This is a genomic window from Streptomyces sp. RK62 (assembly GCF_018070255.1).
In the GTDB taxonomy this organism is placed as follows: domain Bacteria; phylum Actinomycetota; class Actinomycetes; order Streptomycetales; family Streptomycetaceae; genus Streptomyces; species Streptomyces nigra.
Window position 1 is genome coordinate 654,080 of record NZ_JAGPYD010000001.1, and the last position, 14,564, is coordinate 668,643.

Genomic DNA, 14,564 nt, shown 5'->3' on the forward strand with positions numbered 1-14,564 from the left:
GGGTCGGTCAGGCCGCCGTGGTCAGCGCGGTGGCGGTCGCGATGGCGGTGTGCGCGCGGGCGTGGATGACCAGACGGATGCCGTGGGTGTCGGCGTTGGCGTCGAGCAGCCGCCGGGCCGGGGCGCTGTGCGTGGCGACGAAGGTGACCAGATCCAGGTGGCTGCAGAGCCGGTGGACCCGCAGCACCACGCTGATCGCCGCCTCGGTCGCCGCCGGTTCGTCGAGGACGATCACCACGGAGGACGGCCTGATCCCCTGCACCAGATCGCTGACCTGGGTGAGCAGAGCGGCCCGCCCGCCGATTCCGGGGTCCTCGTGCACCGTGATGACGAGTACGCCTCGCTCGAGTGTGTGAGACAGCATCACGGCTCAGTCCCTTCCACGGCAATCGGTCCATAGTCGGACTACCCGATATTCTGTGCACAATGCGGGATGTTCCGCGGGTCGAACGCCTCCCCCCCGGCGGCGTGTCGCGGCCCGCAGCGCCCGTCCCCGCGCCGCGTACCAGCCGGCTCCCACCACGACCGCCGTCGCCAGTGCCACCAGGTCGCCGCCGTAGTACATGACCTGAGCCCCGGTCCGCAGATCGGCCGTGGCGACGTCGAGGCCGGGCGGAGGGGCCGCGTACAGCGTCTTGGCGAGCACCCCGTGCGCGGCTCCCGCGACCAGCAGCGTGCCGCCCCGCAGCGCCGCGCTCCAGCGCCGGCGCACCGGGTCGAGCCCGCACACGGCGAACGCGAACAGCGTCCCGGCGGCGAGGACATGGACGTGCACCAGCAGATGCAGGGCGGGCCGGTGGGCCGTCTGCGCGAACAGGCCGGTGCGGTACAGCAGCCACAGGCCGCCGACGTCCCACAGCGCCGCGAGCGGCGGGAAGGTGAGCCATCCGGCGGCGCGCACCCGGGTCAGGGCGAGCAGGGACCGCCGTACGCCACCGGCGGGCAGGGCGCGCAGGGCGAGCGTCAGTGGCCGGGCCGTCACCAGCAGCTCGTCGCCGACGCGCTCGCCGTCCGCGACGGCCTGGCGCCGGGGCAACGCCACGCGGCGGCCCACCCTGGCCGCCGTACGGACGCCGGGCCGCTGCCCCGCGAGGACGCCCACACCCGCTGAGCCGCCGGCCACGGCCTCACCGGGCGAGCAGGCACACCAGCCCGCTCGCCCCGCCCGCGCAGGCCACCAGGGCGCACGCGGCGAGCGCGTGCCGGCGAAGCAGTTCCCGACGCAGTTCCGCGTACCGGGCCTCGTACTCGCCGCGCAGCTGCTCCGCCCGCTCGACGGTGGCGCGCAGCATCCGCCGGGTGAGGTCGACACGCTGCTGGACGTACTGCCGGGACACGTCCTCCGCCTGAGCGGTCGTCAGCCAGGGCAGCCGCTCGCACAGCTCCGCCGCCTCCCGGCACGCCTGGACATGGTGGTCGTGCACCAGCAGATATCCCGCGGCCTCGTCGGCGACGGCGCTGTCCACCTCGCCTCCGGTCGCGTCGTGCCGGCCGTACCTCACTGCTGCGAACCCTCGTGGCCCTCGGCGTCGAGCACATCGCGCTTGCCGGCGTACTCCTTCTGGTCCAGCTGGGCGATGGCCGGGTGGTGCAGGTCGAAGGCCGGGGACTCGGAGCGGATCCGCGGCAGGGTGTAGAAGTTGTGCCGCGGTGGCGGGCAGGACGTGGCCCATTCCAGCGAACGGCCGTAGCCCCAGGGGTCGTCGACCTCGACCCGCTTGCCCTGGTGGGCGGTCTTCCAGACGTTGTAGAGGAACGGCAGCGTGGACAGGCCCAGGACGAACGAGCCGATGGTGGACACGGTGTTCAGGGCGGTGAAGCCGTCGGCGGCGAGGTAGTCGGCGTACCTGCGGGGCATGCCCTCCGCGCCGAGCCAGTGCTGCACCAGGAACGTCGTGTGGAAGCCGATGAACAGCGACCAGAAGTGGACCTTCTCCAGTCGTTCGTCGAGCATCGTGCCGGTCATCTTGGGCCACCAGAAGCTGAACCCGGCGAACATCGCGAAGACGACCGTGCCGAAGACCACGTAGTGGAAGTGGGCGACCACGAAGTAGGAGTCGGTGACGTGGAAGTCCAGCGGGGGCGAGGCGAGCAGGACGCCGGTCAGACCGCCGAAAAGGAAGGTCACCAGGAAGCCCACCGCCCACAGCATGGGTGGTTCGAAGGAGATCGAGCCCTTCCACAGGGTGCCGATCCAGTTGAAGAACTTCACCCCGGTGGGGACGGCGATGAGGAAGCTCATGAACGAGAAGAACGGCAGCAGGACGGCACCAGTGGCGAACATGTGGTGGGCCCACACGGTCACAGACAGACCGGTGATGGCGATGGTCGCGCCCACCAGACCCATGTAGCCGAAGACCGGCTTGCGGGCGAACACCGGGAAGATCTCGGTGACGACGCCGAAGAACGGCAGCGCCAGGATGTAGACCTCGGGATGCCCGAAGAACCAGAAGAGGTGCTGCCAAAGGATGGCGCCGCCGTTCTCCGGGTCGAAGACCTGGGCGCCGAACTTCCGGTCCGCCTCCAGCACCAGCAGCGCGGCGGCGAGGACGGGGAAGGCGAGCAGCACCAGGACCGAGGTGAGCAGCACGTTCCAGGTGAAGATCGGCATCCGGAACATCGTCATGCCCGGCGCGCGCATGCAGATGATGGTGGTGATGAAGTTGACCGCGCCGAGGATCGTGCCGAAGCCGGACAGGGCCAGGCCCATGATCCACAGGTCGCCGCCCACATGCGTGGTGCGCTCGCCACCGCTGAGCGGGGTGTAGGCCGTCCAGCCGAAGTCGGCCGCGCCGTCCGGTGTGAGGAAGCTGCCCATCACGATCAGGCCGCCCAGCGCGAACAGCCAGTAGGACAGCATGTTGAGCCGGGGGAACGCCACATCGGGAGAGCCGATCTGCAGCGGCATGACGGCGTTGGCGAACCCGGCGAACGTCGGTGTCGCGAAGAGCAGCAGCATGATGGTGCCGTGCAGGGTGAACGACTGGTTGTACTGCTCGTTCGACATGATCTGCAGTCCGGGCCGGGCCAGTTCCGCCCGGATGAGCATCGCCAGCAGACCACCGACCAGGAAGAACGCGAACGACGTGATCAGGTAGAGGTGACCGATCTTCTTGTGGTCGGTCGTGGTGATCCAGCTGATGATCACCTCTCCTCTGCTGCGGCGTTCCGCCGCGGGTACCGGGGACACGGGTTCGGTCTGGATCGCCATCAGATCTCGCAATCGGCACAGGCGTTGACGGGCGGACGGCCTCGGGGCTCGCGCTGGGACAGGTCACCAGCGTTGCGGAACCTAGTCCTGTCCGCCCGTTCGCACGGCCCGGCGACCGCCCTCACTGCGTCGAACAGCCCAATCAACCATCCGTCCGGGGGGCACGGGCGTGTCGCGGGACGGTCACCGACGCCTCACCCGGCGCCGAGCTCCACCGTGGTCGTGACACGGGTGACGGCGGGCCGGCGCGGCACCGACCCGAACCCGAAGCGCACCGGCGGCTCCACGGGTGCCAGGGCGCCGAGGTCGCGGCCCTCGAAGGTGGCCGACAGCGACGTGACCGGCCGCAGGTCCCGGGCGCCGTACCACTCGCGACGCCCACCCCCGGCGCTGCCCCGGGTCCGTACGCCCGGCATCAGCAGCCGGGCCGGACGGTCCGTCAGGGCGCTCCAGGCGGGACGTCCGGCGAGCGCGCCGGGGACGGCCCGGAGCAGATGCCCGAGCGCGCCGCGCCCGCCGGTCGCGAACCGCAGCCGCAACGGCTCGGCGGCGACCGTCCACACCCGGCCGGCGACCGTCACCTCGACCGGGACGACCCGCACGGTGTCGAACGCGTACGTCGCCCCGATGAAGTCGGCCGTCCCGGGCGTCGGCGCCAGCAGCAGCCGTTCCCCGTCGGCCCGTTCGAGCATGACGTCGGAGAACGGGCCGAACGGCGACCGCGGCCAGTGCCCGACGACGATGCGCACCCCGGACGTGGTGCCCAGACCGGCGATCCAGCCGTCGAAGCGCAGCCGGCGCCCCCGCGCGGGCGTCCCGCTCATCCGACGATCAGCTCCGTCACGGCCCGCAGGCCCCCCTCGTTCAGAGCGGCGCGCTGCCGGTCGGCGCCGGTGCCCTCCTGCAGCAGCCGGTGGACCAGACCCGACACCAGCCGGGTGTCGCCGGCCTCCTCCAGGGCCGGGGACACATGCCGCAGCAGCTGGTACAGCACGTCACCGGCGCGCCGCGTCTCGCCGTGGGGGTCGACGAGCGTGCCGTTCAGACCGTGCCGGGCGGCGTGCCACAGCGCGGCCCGCAGCAGCTCCGGCGCCACGTCGGGCGCGGGTGCCCCGGCCTCGACCGACGCCAGTTCCGTACGGACGAGGGCGCGGACCAGACCGGCGAACATGACCGCGTCGTCCGGGCGCAGCTGCACGTCCAGGCAGCGCACCTCGATCGTCGGATAGCTCGCCGACAGGCGCACCAGCCAGTACAGCTGGCCGACGTCCGCGATCAGACCGCTCTTCAGCAGCCGCTGCACCCGCCGGTCGTAGTCGGCCACGTCCGCGAAGTACGGCGGCATCCCGCTGACCGGCCAGCGGTCGAACACCACCGTGCGCCAGCTGGCGAAGCCGGTGTCGTGGCCGTCCCACAGCGGGGAGTTCGCCGCCATGGCCGTCAGCACCGGAAGCCAGACCAGCAGCCGGTTCATCACCTGCACGCCCTCCTCGCGGCCGGGGACGGCCACATGGACGTGCATGCCGTTGACCAGCTGCTCCGCCACCAGTTGGGGCGCCTGCGAGCGCATCGCCCGGTAGCGGGCCTTGTCCGTGACGGCCACCGGCCGCCCGTGCCGCAGCGGCGACGTCCCGCAGGGCGCGAGCCGGCAGCCGTACCGTTCGGCCGCCGCGCCGACGGCGTGCCGCAGCCGCAGCAGATGCCCGCCCGCCTCCTCCAGGGTCTCGCAGACCGGGGTCGCCACCTCGACCTGGGCCTGCAGCAGCTCGCTCTGCACCTCCTGGTCGCCCACGAAGGGCGCGAGGCCCGCCGCCGCGCGGACCTTGTCGGACGCGGGCACGGGCAGGCCCGTGACCGGGTCGAGCAGCAGGTACTCCTCTTCCACACCGATCGTCGTCATCGGTCGCTTTCTGTCCCGCCCCGTCGCCGGAGCCTCTGTCTCCACGGTGGCCCGCCCCGCAGCCGGGCGCACGCCCACCGGATGACGAGTGCCGCGCGAACCGCACCGGAAACCGCCGAGGGCCCGGGCATCGCGCGATACGCGGGTAGTGATCAGCGCCCGGCGGGGGTACTGCGGTGGGTCCGGAGGAGTCGGGAACGCTGCCGAGGCGGGGCGGCCTCCGGGCCCCGCCGGACGGGACGGTCATGACGCCGCTCAGCGACGACACCACCGACGACGCGGTCGACCTCCACTTCGTCGGCAACGCCACCCTGGTGATCCGCTACGGCGGTCTCACCCTGCTCACCGATCCCAATCTCCTGCACCGCGGCCAGTACGCCCACCTCGGGTACGGCCTGTGGAGCCGCCGGCTGACCGAGCCCGCCCTGGACGGCCGCGACCTGCCCCGGCTGGACGGGATCGTGCTCTCGCATCTGCACGGCGACCACTGGGACCGGCGCGCGAGCCGGTACCTGGACCACACCGTGCCGGTGGTCACCACCCCGCACGCCGCGCGCCGGCTGCGGGTCCTGCACCGCTTCCCGCGCACGGCGGGGATACGGACCTGGCGGGGGCTCGCCCTGACCAACGGCCGCGCACAGGTGAGGATCACCGCGCTGCCCGGCCGCCACGCGGGCAACGCGGCCCTGCGGGCACTGCTGCCCCCGGTCATGGGCAGCATGCTGGAGTTCGGCCCGGAGGGCGGTCCGGTCAGGGTGCGGCTGTACCTCTCGGGCGACACCCTCCTGTACGACGGCCTGGACGAGATCACCCGGCACTTCCCGGCCGCCGACCTCGCCGTCCTGCACCTCGGCGGCACGACCCTGCCCGGCGGCTTCGTGGTCACCATGGACGGCGCCCAGGGCGCCGAGCTGGCCCGCCGTCTGGACCCGCACCGGATCCTGCCGGTGCACTACGACGACTACACGGTGATGCGCTCCCCGCTGTCCGCGTTCCTCGACGAGGTGCGGTCGCTCGGCCTGTCCGACCGGCTGATGCCCTGCCGGCACGGCCAGCGTCTCCTCGTGCCGGCGGCGAAGGGCGCGGTGCCCTCGTCCGTCTGAGCCCGCGCGTCGTCACACGGGGAGCAGCGCCGGGCCGATCTGGCGGCGGCGCAGTTCCTCCAGGGCGCCCTGCTGATGCCGGGCCCGCTCCAGAAGATGGTCCAGCAGATCCGGGTCGAGGCGGGTGTCCCGGTCGGCGAGGTCCCGCAGCGTCTGCCACAGCGCCGCCCTGCCCTCCGCGTCCAGCCGCAGCGCCTCCAGCTCCACCAGGGAACTCAGCGGGGAGCGGCGGACGATCCGGCCGTTGCCCTTGAGCCGGCCCAGCCGCTCGGCCAGCCGGCCCGCCCGGACCTTGTACGACCGCACGGGCACGTCGAGGCGCTCCATCAGGCCGATCAGTGCCGCCCGGTCATCGGCCAGCTCCTCGGCGTACGGCTCCAGGGCCGTCCCGAGGCCCGTCCCGGAGGCGGAGCGCGCCATGTACCGGGCCCGCTCGGCGCCCCCGGTGGCGGCGGCCAGATGGTCGTTCAGATAGATCCCCAGCAGGGACGTGTTCATCAGGGCTCCTCCCGGCGCCTCAGGCGGGCACCGCGTCGGGCGCCGGGACCGGCGCGCGGACGGCTTCCAGGACCAGGCCGCTGCGCACCCGGGACGGCAGCCGGTTGAGCGGGATCCGCAGATCCTGCCCGGGCACCCGGTACTCCAGCCGGGCCAGCCGCGGCGCGAGGACCGACAGCAGCGCCACCGTGATGTCCTCGCCGGGGCACCGGTGGCCCGCCGCCGGATCGCCGCCGCCCTGCGGGACCAGCTCGTCGCGCCGGGGCGCCCGGCCCACGAACCGCTCCGGGTCGAAGGTGTACGGGTCGCTCCACAGGTCCGGGTCGTGGTTCTGGCCGAACAGGTCGAGCAGGATCAGCGTGCCAGCCGGGATCGGCTCGCCCTCCCACTCCAGATCGGTGGTGGCCCGGCCGCCGACGAACGGCGCGAACGGATAGAAGCGCCGCAGCTCGTGGGCGAACGCCACGGCGTACGCCGGATCGTCCCGTGCCAGCCGCTCCCGGACCTCCGGCCGGTGGTGCAGCGCGTGCCCGGCGTAGGTGACGAGCCAGGCGACCGCCGCGGTCGGCCGGATCACGTTGAGCAGCTCGACCGCGGCCGTGTGCGGGTCGAGCGGCCGGCCGTCGGCGTCGCGGTGCCGGACGACGACGTCCAGCGCGGACCCCTCGGGCGCGCCCGCGGTGCCGGCCCGGACGTCCTCCACGAGACGGCACAGCCAGGCCTCGCTCCGGGAGCGTGCGCGCCGGGCCCGCCAGTGCCGCGGGCCGGGCGTGGCGAACCCGTCGACCATGGCGACGAGGTCGCGGGCCACGCCGGCCACGTCGTCCACCGGGATGCCGGCCCACCGGCAGACGCCCCGGGTGAGCACCCGGCTCGCCTCGTCGAACAGGACCACGGACGGCCGGGCGCACCAGGTCGGCACCGCCTCGTCCCAGGCCGCGCCGACGCTCTCCACCACCCCGGTCACGGCCTCCCGCCCGGTGAGCAGGTCCAGGAACATGCCCTTGCGGGCCCGGTGCTCCGCGCCGTCCAGGGTGTGCACGGCCCCGTGGCCGAACAGCGTGCTCAGCACCGGGCCGGGCAGCGCCGTCCGGCGGGCCACATGCCGTTCGTCGTAGAAGAACCGCACCGCCTCCGGGCCGCGCAGGGCGACGGTGTGCCGGCCCATCACCCGGGCCCGCACGAGCGAGCGCGCGGTGCGGGCCCGGCGGTCGGGGAGCCAGGCGTATCCCTTGGCCAGCAGGGCCAGTGAGCTGTCCGCGATCGGGGCGCTACCGAGATGCATGCGGGCCGGGTGCCCGGCGGCCCCCACCGGAAACGCCGCACCGGGACCACCCGGGTGCCCGGTATGGCCCGTCGGGGGCGGGGTACGCGGAGTCTCCTTCGGACGCCGGCCGCTCATCGGCCCGGCGCAGGACACGACGTGGGGAGCCCGATGGGATCGCAGCACGAGGACAGCCTCGCCGACGGCGTCACCCCGGTGGCCGTCGTCACCGGTTCCGACTCCGGGATCGGCCGTGCCACCGCCGTACGCCTCGCCGAGGCCGGCATGGACATCGGCATCACCTGGCACACCGACCGCGAAGGGGCGCTGCGCACCGCCGACGAGGTCCGGGCCACCGGCCGCCGGGCCGCCGTCGAGCAGTTGGACCTCACCCGGCTGCCCGGGGCCGCCGATGTGGTCGACCGGCTGGCCGACGCGCTCGGCCGGGTCGACGTGCTGGTCAACAACGCGGGGACGGGCACCATGACGCCGTTCCTGGAACTGGACCACGACACGGTCCGCGATGTCCTCGACGTCGACCTGATGGGGCCCTTCCTGTGCTCGCAGCGGGCCGCGCACCGCATGATCCGGCAGGGGAGCGGCGGCCGGATCGTCAACGTCACCAGCGTCCACGAGCATCAGCCGCGGGTGGGCGCGGCGCCCTACTGCGCGGCCAAGGCCGGACTCGGGCTGCTCACCCAGGTGATGGCGCTGGAACTGGCCGAGCACGGGATCACGGTGAACGCCGTCGCGCCCGGCGAGATCGCGACGCCGATGACGGGCCAGACCGACACCGACGTGTCCGGCGAGCGCAGGCCCGGCGTGCCCCTCGGCCGTCCCGGCGACGCACGCGAGGTCGCGGCGGTGATCGCGTTCCTCGCGGGTCCGGACGCCTCCTACGTCACGGGCGCCTCGTGGGCGGTCGACGGCGGCATGCTGCGGATGGGCCCTCAGGCAGGGTCCCATCTGCCGGACGACTCCTGGCGCCGTCCCTGAGGAGGCGGGCGGGCCGTCAGGGACTCGTCGGCTGCACCACCCGGTGCTGCGGGTTCACCCGGCTCACCGAGGCGGTCAGGGCGGAGCGCAGGTCCTCGGGCAGTTGCCCGTCGTGCGGCCAGCGGACGACGGACTCGGCCACCTCCCGCAGCTTGGTGTTGGTGTGCTGGGAGACCTCCTTGAGGACGTCCCAGGCCGTGTCGGGACGCACCCCGCCGTAGGCGATCACCACGCCGATCGCCTGGTCCACGATCGCGTGCGAGAAGACGGCGTGCTGGAGCTGCGCGACCTCCTCCCGCAGCGCCGCGATCGTCTCGTCGCTCTCCACCTGGTCTGACATGGCGAAATGGCTCTCCGGAAGGTCAGTCGTGCCGTTACTGACACGCTGCCCCCGATCCGCGCCGAAGAGGGTGCGGGGAACGAATTCTCGCAGTGGTGGCTGTACGGAAAACGAAATGGGATCCTTCGAAGTCGAGGGCGTCCGGCCGGCGGACCGGTTCGCCGCCGGTACGCAGGGCAGAAGGGCGTCATGGGATCGCTGACCTTCGACAGTGATGACCTCGAGGCGACCGAGGAGTTCCTCTGCCGCGCCTACGCCCGGATGAGCATCGGCAGCACCACCCCCGAGTCCAGCCGGGCCCGCATCCGCCGGGACGCCGGCGCGTCGGTGAGCGTCGACGAGCTGGACCTCGACTTCGAGATGACGTACTCGGTGGCACCGCTCGGCCGGATCTGCCTGTGCGTCGTCCATGAGGGAACCATCCGCGACCATGTCTTCCAGGGCGTCCGCGACGACTTCGGACCCGGCGACGTGGTGATGTTCGCGCCGCCCGACCTGCCGTACGCGGGCCGGATCTGCGACGCCCGCTACAACATCACCATGCTCGACCCCGGTCTGCTCGACCAGGTCGCCGCCGGCTCCGGGAGGACACTGCTGGAGCCCGTCCGGCTCACCGGGCACCGGCCGCACACCCCGGCCGCCGCCGAGCGGCTGCGGCAGACGATCATCTATATGCGCGACCATGTGCTGGGCGACCCCGCCGCGGCCACCGAACCGCTGGTCGTCTCGGCCGGCACCCAGCTCCTCGCCGCGAGCGTGCTGGCGGCCTTCCCCAACAACGCGCACACCGACCCCACCGCCCAGGACCGCGTGGACGCCCACTCGGCCACCCTCAGGCGGGCCATCGCCTACATAGACGACCACGCGCACGAGCCGATCACCGTCGCCGACATCGCGGCCGCCGCCCATGTCACCATCCGGACGCTGCAGTACGCCTTCCGCCGGCACCTGGACACCACACCGCTCGGCTATGTGCGCCAGGTCCGCCTCAGCCACGCGCACCGCGATCTGCTGGCGGCCGGACCCGGCGACGACACCTCGGTCGGCGCCATCGCCGCGCGCTGGGGCTTCCCGCACCCGGGGCGCTTCGCGTCCCTCTACCGGGCCATGTACGGCACCAGCCCGTCGCACACCCTGCGCGGCTGACCGCGCTCACGGGGCGCCGGGCAGGCGCTGGCCCTCCACGACCTCGGACAGGTCCAGCTCGCGCGCCACGAGGGCGTGCGCGGTGTCGGTCAGCCGCAGCCGGCGGCGCGCCACATACGCGTGGAGAAGCCGCGCGGCCTCGGCGACGCTGACGTCCGCGTGCTGCGCGAGCATCCCCTTGGCGATGTCCAGCGTCGCCTTGGCGGCGATGACGCTCTGGACGCGGGTGATGACGTCGTCGCCCCGCGTCGGCTCGGTGGACCAGTGCATCAGGCCCAGCGTCGCGGAGTCCGCGAGGGCCTGCGCGAGGTGCGCGTCGTTGTCGGGGAGCCGCCCGGTGTTGCCGCGCAGCAGGGTCAGGACGCCGATCGGACGGTCGTGCAGCTGCATCGGGATCGCCTGCAGAGAGCCGTAGCCGCTCTCCAGCATCACGCCGACCAGCTTCGGCCAGCGGGCGTACTCCGTCGCGATGTCCGCGACGGCCACCGGCCTGGCGGTGCGGTAGCACTCCATACAGGGCCCCTGGCCGGTCTGTACCTGGAGCAGCTCGATGAAGGCGGCCTCCTCGTCCGTGGTGGCCATGGTCTTGAGGCTGCCGCGCGCGTCCCCGATCATCACGGCCGCCGCGTCCGCGTCCAGCAGATCCGTGCAGGCGTGCACCAGCCGGAGGAAGAGCCGCAGCGGATCGAACTCCGCCGCATAGGTGTCGGACAGGGCGACGAACGTCTGCGCCAGCTGTCGCTCGCGGTTCATGCGCGCCTCCCCGGCGTGGTTCTCTCGGGCACTGATCATCGGTTCGGGTCAGTCATCTCGCAGATCCACGGAGCGGTTCAGGACGGCGCGCGCGACCTCGACGGCCGTGCCGCCCCGGGCGAAAGCCCGCGCCCGCAGGCGCAGCAACGCCTCTTCCGCGCTCACGCCGAGCTGGACCATGATCATGCCGGTGGCCTGGTGCACCTCCTCGCGGTCGGTCTCCGCTCCTGACAGCCACGTTACGACTCCTTCGGGGTCAGGCGAAGCGTGGTCGAGGGCGACGACGGCGAGCGTGACCGCGTCGGCGACCAGCAGCGCGGTGCGCACCTGGTCCACAGGGAGCGAACCAGGCGCGTCACGGTACAGATCGAGGGTGCCCAGCGCCGCCCCGGCACCCGTGAGGGGCAGCGAGAAGGCCGCCGCCGCTCCGGCTCTGGCGGCCTGCACCGAGAACAGCGGCCAGCGACGGCTGTCGGGCGGTGCGCCCAGGTCGGTCGCGAACACCGGCGCCCGCAGCCGGATCGCCTCCACCCCCGGACCCTCGCCGAGGGTGTACTGGATCTCCGCGAGACGGGACGCGACCTCGTCGCTCGCGCACAGCACCACGCCGGTGAAGGTGCCGCTGCCGAGGACGGACACCGAGAGGCCCGACATTTCGGGGAGGAGGTTGGCGCAGGCCCGGCACAGGGCGTCCGGCACGGCGGTGGCGGGCAGACCGTTGACCCGGCCGATGAGTTCATGGGTGATGCGCGTCCGCTCGACGTCCATCTCCCGCTCGGCGTCGCCGTCCCCCCGAAGATCGTCCTCGGCCATGACCCTCACCTCCCCGCGGCCGCTCTGGACAGGGTTGCGTCCGATCTTGACACAGGGCGCAAGGCCCGCGTGCCGCCCGACACCGTGGTCCCGAGCGCCGGTGGCCGGTCCGCCTCCGTCGGTGCGGGCATACGGGCCGTCCGGCGCTCCGCCCGGCACGACGGCCGGGTTTCCTCGACGCGCCGAGGGGAAACGCCCGGCGCGGGCAGATGAACCGTTCGGCCCAGTCCGGCTCATCAGGACCGTACGGCGGGCCCGTGGCACAGTGGCCCCATGTGCGGTCGTTACGCCTCCACCCGCAGCCCCGAGGACCTGGCGCAGCTGTTCCGGGTGACCGAGTGGCAGCCGGAGGAGGCCCTGGAACCCAGCTGGAACGTGGCCCCGACCGACGACGTCTGGGCCGTCCTGGAACGCCGGCCGCGCGGTGCAGGCGAGGACGCCCCGCCGGCCCGGATGCTGCGCCCGCTGCGCTGGGGCCTGGTGCCGTCCTGGGCGAAGGACCCGCGGACCGGCGCGCGGCTGATCAACGCGCGCGTGGAGACCGTCCACGAGAAGCCCGCGTTCCGCCGCGCCTTCGTCAAGCGCCGGTGCCTGCTCCCCGCGGACGGCTTCTACGAGTGGGAGCAGGTCCGGGACGAGACGTCCGGGAAGGTGCGCAAGCAGCCGTACTTCATCCACCCCGAGGACGGCGGTGTCCTCGCCCTCGCGGGGCTGTACGAGTTCTGGCGCGACCCCGCCGTCAAGGACGACGACGACCCGGCCGCCTGGCTGCTGAGCTGCACCATCATCACCACCGAGGCCACCGACGCCGCCGGACGCGTCCACCCCCGGATGCCGCTCGCCCTCCCGCCCGACCACTACGACGCCTGGCTCGACTCCCGGCACGAGTCCACCGACGACCTGCGCGCCCTGCTGGTCCAGCCGGCCGAGGGCCATCTGGCCGCCCGCCCCGTCTCCACGGCGGTCAACAGCGTCCGCAACAACGGCCCCCAACTCGTGGAGGAACGGACGTAGGGTCGGGATCACCGGGCACGACCGACCTCACCCCCCGCTGGAGGGCACGCGTGACGACCACCATGCCGACGGTCACCCTGGACGACGTACGGGACGCGGCCGCGCGGCTCGACGGCGTCGCCCACCGCACCCCGGTGCTGCGCTCACGCACGCTCGACGGACGCGTCGGCGCCGAGGTGTTCCTGAAGTGCGAGAACTTCCAGCGGGTCGGCGCCTTCAAGTTCCGTGGCGCCTACAACGCGGTGTCCCGGCTGACCCCGGAGCAGCTCGCCCGGGGCGTCGCCGCCTACTCGTCCGGGAACCACGCCCAGGCCGTCGCGCTCGCCGCCCGTGAGCTCGGGACCACCGCGGTGATCGTCATGCCCGAGGACGCCCCGCCCTCGAAGCGGGCCGCGACCGAGGGTTACGGCGCCGAGATCGTCACCTACGACCGCTACACCGGCGACCGCGCGGCGATCGCGGAGGCGCTGGCCGCCGAGCAGGGCCTGACCTTGATCCCGCCGTACGAGCACCCGCACGTCATGGCCGGGCAGGGCACCGCCGCGCTCGAACTGCTCGAGGAGGTGGGCGAGGTGGACATGCTGCTGGTGCCCGTCGGCGGCGGCGGGCTGATGGCCGGCAGCGCCACGGCGGCCAAGGCCCTGTACCCGGGGATCCGGGTGACCGGCGTCGAGCCGGAGGCCGGGGACGACACCCGGCGCTCCCTCGCCGAGGGGCGGCGCGTCGGCGTCCCGGTGCCCCGCACCATCGCCGACGGACAGGCCGTGCACATCCCGGGGGAGCTGACCTTCTCCGTGAACCGGCGGCTGGTCGACGACATCGCGCTGGTCTCCGACGACGAGATCCGCGACGCGATGCGGTTCGCCTTCGAGCGCCTGAGGATCGTGGTCGAGCCGAGCGGCGCCAGCGGGCTCGCCGCCCTGCTCGCCGGGTGGACCGGACCGCTTCCGCGCCGGGTCGGTGTGATCGTCTCGGGCGGCAACGTGGACACCGCGCGGTTCGCCGAACTGTGCGCGCCGGGCGCCTGAATCCCGGCTGGCGAGCCCCGCGGGAGAAGCGGACCATGGAGTGGTAGAGGGCCGGCCGCCGACGGCGGCGCCCAGGGCCGACGGGGCGACCGGACCGGCCGCGTGCGCGGGACGCGGCCCGAAGGGAGCGCGCCATGCTGGAAGTGAAGACGCTCGAGAAGCCCGATGAGCGGCGTGATTTCCCCCGCGGCCACATCGAGGCCGTGCACCTGAGCGACCTGGACTTCGCCGCGGCCACCCTGGACCCGGGCTGGCGCTGGAGCGAGTCGGTCGGGCCCATCGCGGGCACCGACACCTGCCAGATGCACCACAACGGCTATGTCCTCCAGGGCAGGCTGCACATCCACATGGACGAGGGCGCCGAGACCGAGGTGGGCCCCGGCGAGGTCTATGTGTGCACGCCCGGGCACGACGCCTGGGTCGTGGGCGACGAGCAGGTCGTCGTCTTCGACTTCCAGGGCCAGACGGCCCGGGAGTTCGCCAAGAAGTAGGGGGCGA

Annotated in this window: 17 protein-coding genes; 6 read left to right on the forward strand and 11 right to left on the reverse strand. The window is 73.1% G+C overall.

Going from position 1 to position 14,564, the window contains the following annotated elements; all coding sequences use genetic code 11:
* Positions 1–7 precede the first annotated feature (7 nt).
* The 6 genes from KBY32_RS02860 to KBY32_RS02885 all read right to left on the reverse strand — a co-directional run bounded on the left by KBY32_RS02860 (position 8) and on the right by KBY32_RS02885 (position 5,111).
* Positions 8–364: a hypothetical protein gene (locus tag KBY32_RS02860; protein ID WP_108709835.1), complete on the reverse strand. Its 357-nt coding sequence runs from the start codon at positions 362–364 to the stop codon at positions 8–10.
* A gap of 6 nt (positions 365–370) precedes the next feature.
* On the reverse strand, positions 371–1,123 hold the full coding sequence (locus tag KBY32_RS02865; protein ID WP_308293650.1) for a cytochrome c oxidase assembly protein: 753 nt from the start codon (positions 1,121–1,123) through the stop codon (positions 371–373).
* Positions 1,124–1,127: 4 nt separating this feature from the next.
* A complete protein-coding gene (locus KBY32_RS02870; RefSeq protein WP_055619513.1) occupies positions 1,128–1,466 on the reverse strand; it encodes a hypothetical protein in 339 nt (112 codons plus the stop codon).
* A gap of 32 nt (positions 1,467–1,498) precedes the next feature.
* A complete protein-coding gene (gene ctaD, locus KBY32_RS02875) occupies positions 1,499–3,211 on the reverse strand; it encodes a cytochrome c oxidase subunit I (protein ID WP_210978722.1) in 1,713 nt (570 codons plus the stop codon).
* Between the two features lie 194 nt (positions 3,212–3,405).
* Entirely contained in the window at positions 3,406–4,035 is a 630-nt protein-coding gene (locus KBY32_RS02880; RefSeq protein ID WP_055618888.1) for a hypothetical protein, read from the reverse strand.
* Positions 4,032–5,111: a glutamate--cysteine ligase gene (locus tag KBY32_RS02885; RefSeq protein WP_055618887.1), complete on the reverse strand. Its 1,080-nt coding sequence runs from the start codon at positions 5,109–5,111 to the stop codon at positions 4,032–4,034. Before KBY32_RS02885 ends, KBY32_RS02880 begins: the two co-directional genes overlap by 4 nt.
* 245 nt (positions 5,112–5,356) lie before the next feature.
* On the opposite strand from KBY32_RS02885, the gene KBY32_RS02890 reads away from it, so the two are divergent.
* The gene (locus KBY32_RS02890) at positions 5,357–6,214 is read left to right on the forward strand and encodes an MBL fold metallo-hydrolase (protein ID WP_055618886.1); all 858 of its coding nucleotides are present in this window, start codon (positions 5,357–5,359) and stop codon (positions 6,212–6,214) included.
* A gap of 12 nt (positions 6,215–6,226) precedes the next feature.
* Here KBY32_RS02890 and KBY32_RS02895 read toward each other — a convergent pair whose 3' ends face one another.
* Together KBY32_RS02895 and KBY32_RS02900 are read right to left on the reverse strand one after the other, a co-directional pair.
* On the reverse strand, positions 6,227–6,712 hold the full coding sequence (locus KBY32_RS02895; protein ID WP_210978723.1) for a hypothetical protein: 486 nt from the start codon (positions 6,710–6,712) through the stop codon (positions 6,227–6,229).
* Between the two features lie 19 nt (positions 6,713–6,731).
* Positions 6,732–7,997 carry a cytochrome P450 gene (locus KBY32_RS02900; RefSeq protein WP_210978724.1) on the reverse strand — a complete coding sequence of 422 codons (1,266 nt, stop codon included), beginning with the start codon at positions 7,995–7,997 and terminating at the stop codon, positions 6,732–6,734.
* 150 nt (positions 7,998–8,147) lie between these two features.
* Between KBY32_RS02900 and KBY32_RS02905 the strand changes: the two genes are divergently transcribed.
* Complete coding sequence (locus tag KBY32_RS02905) at positions 8,148–8,972, forward strand: SDR family oxidoreductase (RefSeq protein WP_210978725.1); 825 nt, start codon at positions 8,148–8,150, stop codon at positions 8,970–8,972.
* Positions 8,973–8,988: 16 nt separating this feature from the next.
* Here the strand turns inward: KBY32_RS02905 and KBY32_RS02910 are convergent, their stop codons facing one another.
* Entirely contained in the window at positions 8,989–9,312 is a 324-nt protein-coding gene (locus tag KBY32_RS02910) for an ANTAR domain-containing protein (protein WP_210978726.1), read from the reverse strand.
* Positions 9,313–9,501: 189 nt separating this feature from the next.
* On the opposite strand from KBY32_RS02910, the gene KBY32_RS02915 reads away from it, so the two are divergent.
* Positions 9,502–10,458 carry an AraC family transcriptional regulator gene (locus KBY32_RS02915; RefSeq protein WP_210978727.1) on the forward strand — a complete coding sequence of 319 codons (957 nt, stop codon included), beginning with the start codon at positions 9,502–9,504 and terminating at the stop codon, positions 10,456–10,458.
* A gap of 6 nt (positions 10,459–10,464) precedes the next feature.
* On the opposite strand, the gene KBY32_RS02920 is transcribed toward KBY32_RS02915, so the two are convergent.
* On the reverse strand, positions 10,465–11,211 hold the full coding sequence (locus KBY32_RS02920; protein ID WP_210978728.1) for a GAF and ANTAR domain-containing protein: 747 nt from the start codon (positions 11,209–11,211) through the stop codon (positions 10,465–10,467).
* A gap of 48 nt (positions 11,212–11,259) precedes the next feature.
* Complete coding sequence (locus KBY32_RS02925; RefSeq protein ID WP_210978729.1) at positions 11,260–12,024, reverse strand: GAF and ANTAR domain-containing protein; 765 nt, start codon at positions 12,022–12,024, stop codon at positions 11,260–11,262.
* Between the two features lie 273 nt (positions 12,025–12,297).
* Between KBY32_RS02925 and KBY32_RS02930 the strand changes: the two genes are divergently transcribed.
* From KBY32_RS02930 to KBY32_RS02940, 3 genes are all read left to right on the forward strand, one after another.
* Positions 12,298–13,038, forward strand: coding sequence for an SOS response-associated peptidase (locus KBY32_RS02930; protein ID WP_210978730.1), 741 nt, complete (start codon positions 12,298–12,300; stop codon positions 13,036–13,038).
* A gap of 50 nt (positions 13,039–13,088) precedes the next feature.
* Complete coding sequence (locus KBY32_RS02935) at positions 13,089–14,066, forward strand: threo-3-hydroxy-L-aspartate ammonia-lyase (protein WP_210978731.1); 978 nt, start codon at positions 13,089–13,091, stop codon at positions 14,064–14,066.
* Positions 14,067–14,200: 134 nt separating this feature from the next.
* Positions 14,201–14,557 (forward strand): cupin domain-containing protein, encoded by a 357-nt coding sequence (locus tag KBY32_RS02940; RefSeq protein ID WP_210978732.1) that lies wholly within the window; start codon positions 14,201–14,203, stop codon positions 14,555–14,557.
* Positions 14,558–14,564: the final 7 nt, after the last annotated feature.

Bases quoted from the DNA above. Each gene is read 5' to 3' on its own strand.
- KBY32_RS02860 (WP_108709835.1), bottom strand. From the start codon at position 364: ATGCTGTCTCACACACTCGAGCGAGGCGTACTCGTCATCACGGTGCAC.
- ctaD (WP_210978722.1), bottom strand. From the start codon at position 3,211: ATGGCGATCCAGACCGAACCCGTGTCCCCGGTACCCGCGGCGGAACGC.
- KBY32_RS02880 (WP_055618888.1), bottom strand. From the start codon at position 4,035: ATGAGCGGGACGCCCGCGCGGGGGCGCCGGCTGCGCTTCGACGGCTGG.
- KBY32_RS02885 (WP_055618887.1), bottom strand. From the start codon at position 5,111: ATGACGACGATCGGTGTGGAAGAGGAGTACCTGCTGCTCGACCCGGTC.
- KBY32_RS02890 (WP_055618886.1), top strand. From the start codon at position 5,357: ATGACGCCGCTCAGCGACGACACCACCGACGACGCGGTCGACCTCCAC.
- KBY32_RS02895 (WP_210978723.1), bottom strand. From the start codon at position 6,712: ATGAACACGTCCCTGCTGGGGATCTATCTGAACGACCATCTGGCCGCC.
- KBY32_RS02900 (WP_210978724.1), bottom strand. From the start codon at position 7,997: ATGCATCTCGGTAGCGCCCCGATCGCGGACAGCTCACTGGCCCTGCTG.
- KBY32_RS02905 (WP_210978725.1), top strand. From the start codon at position 8,148: ATGGGATCGCAGCACGAGGACAGCCTCGCCGACGGCGTCACCCCGGTG.
- KBY32_RS02910 (WP_210978726.1), bottom strand. From the start codon at position 9,312: ATGTCAGACCAGGTGGAGAGCGACGAGACGATCGCGGCGCTGCGGGAG.
- KBY32_RS02915 (WP_210978727.1), top strand. From the start codon at position 9,502: ATGGGATCGCTGACCTTCGACAGTGATGACCTCGAGGCGACCGAGGAG.
- KBY32_RS02920 (WP_210978728.1), bottom strand. From the start codon at position 11,211: ATGAACCGCGAGCGACAGCTGGCGCAGACGTTCGTCGCCCTGTCCGAC.
- KBY32_RS02925 (WP_210978729.1), bottom strand. From the start codon at position 12,024: ATGGCCGAGGACGATCTTCGGGGGGACGGCGACGCCGAGCGGGAGATG.
- KBY32_RS02930 (WP_210978730.1), top strand. From the start codon at position 12,298: ATGTGCGGTCGTTACGCCTCCACCCGCAGCCCCGAGGACCTGGCGCAG.
- KBY32_RS02940 (WP_210978732.1), top strand. From the start codon at position 14,201: ATGCTGGAAGTGAAGACGCTCGAGAAGCCCGATGAGCGGCGTGATTTC.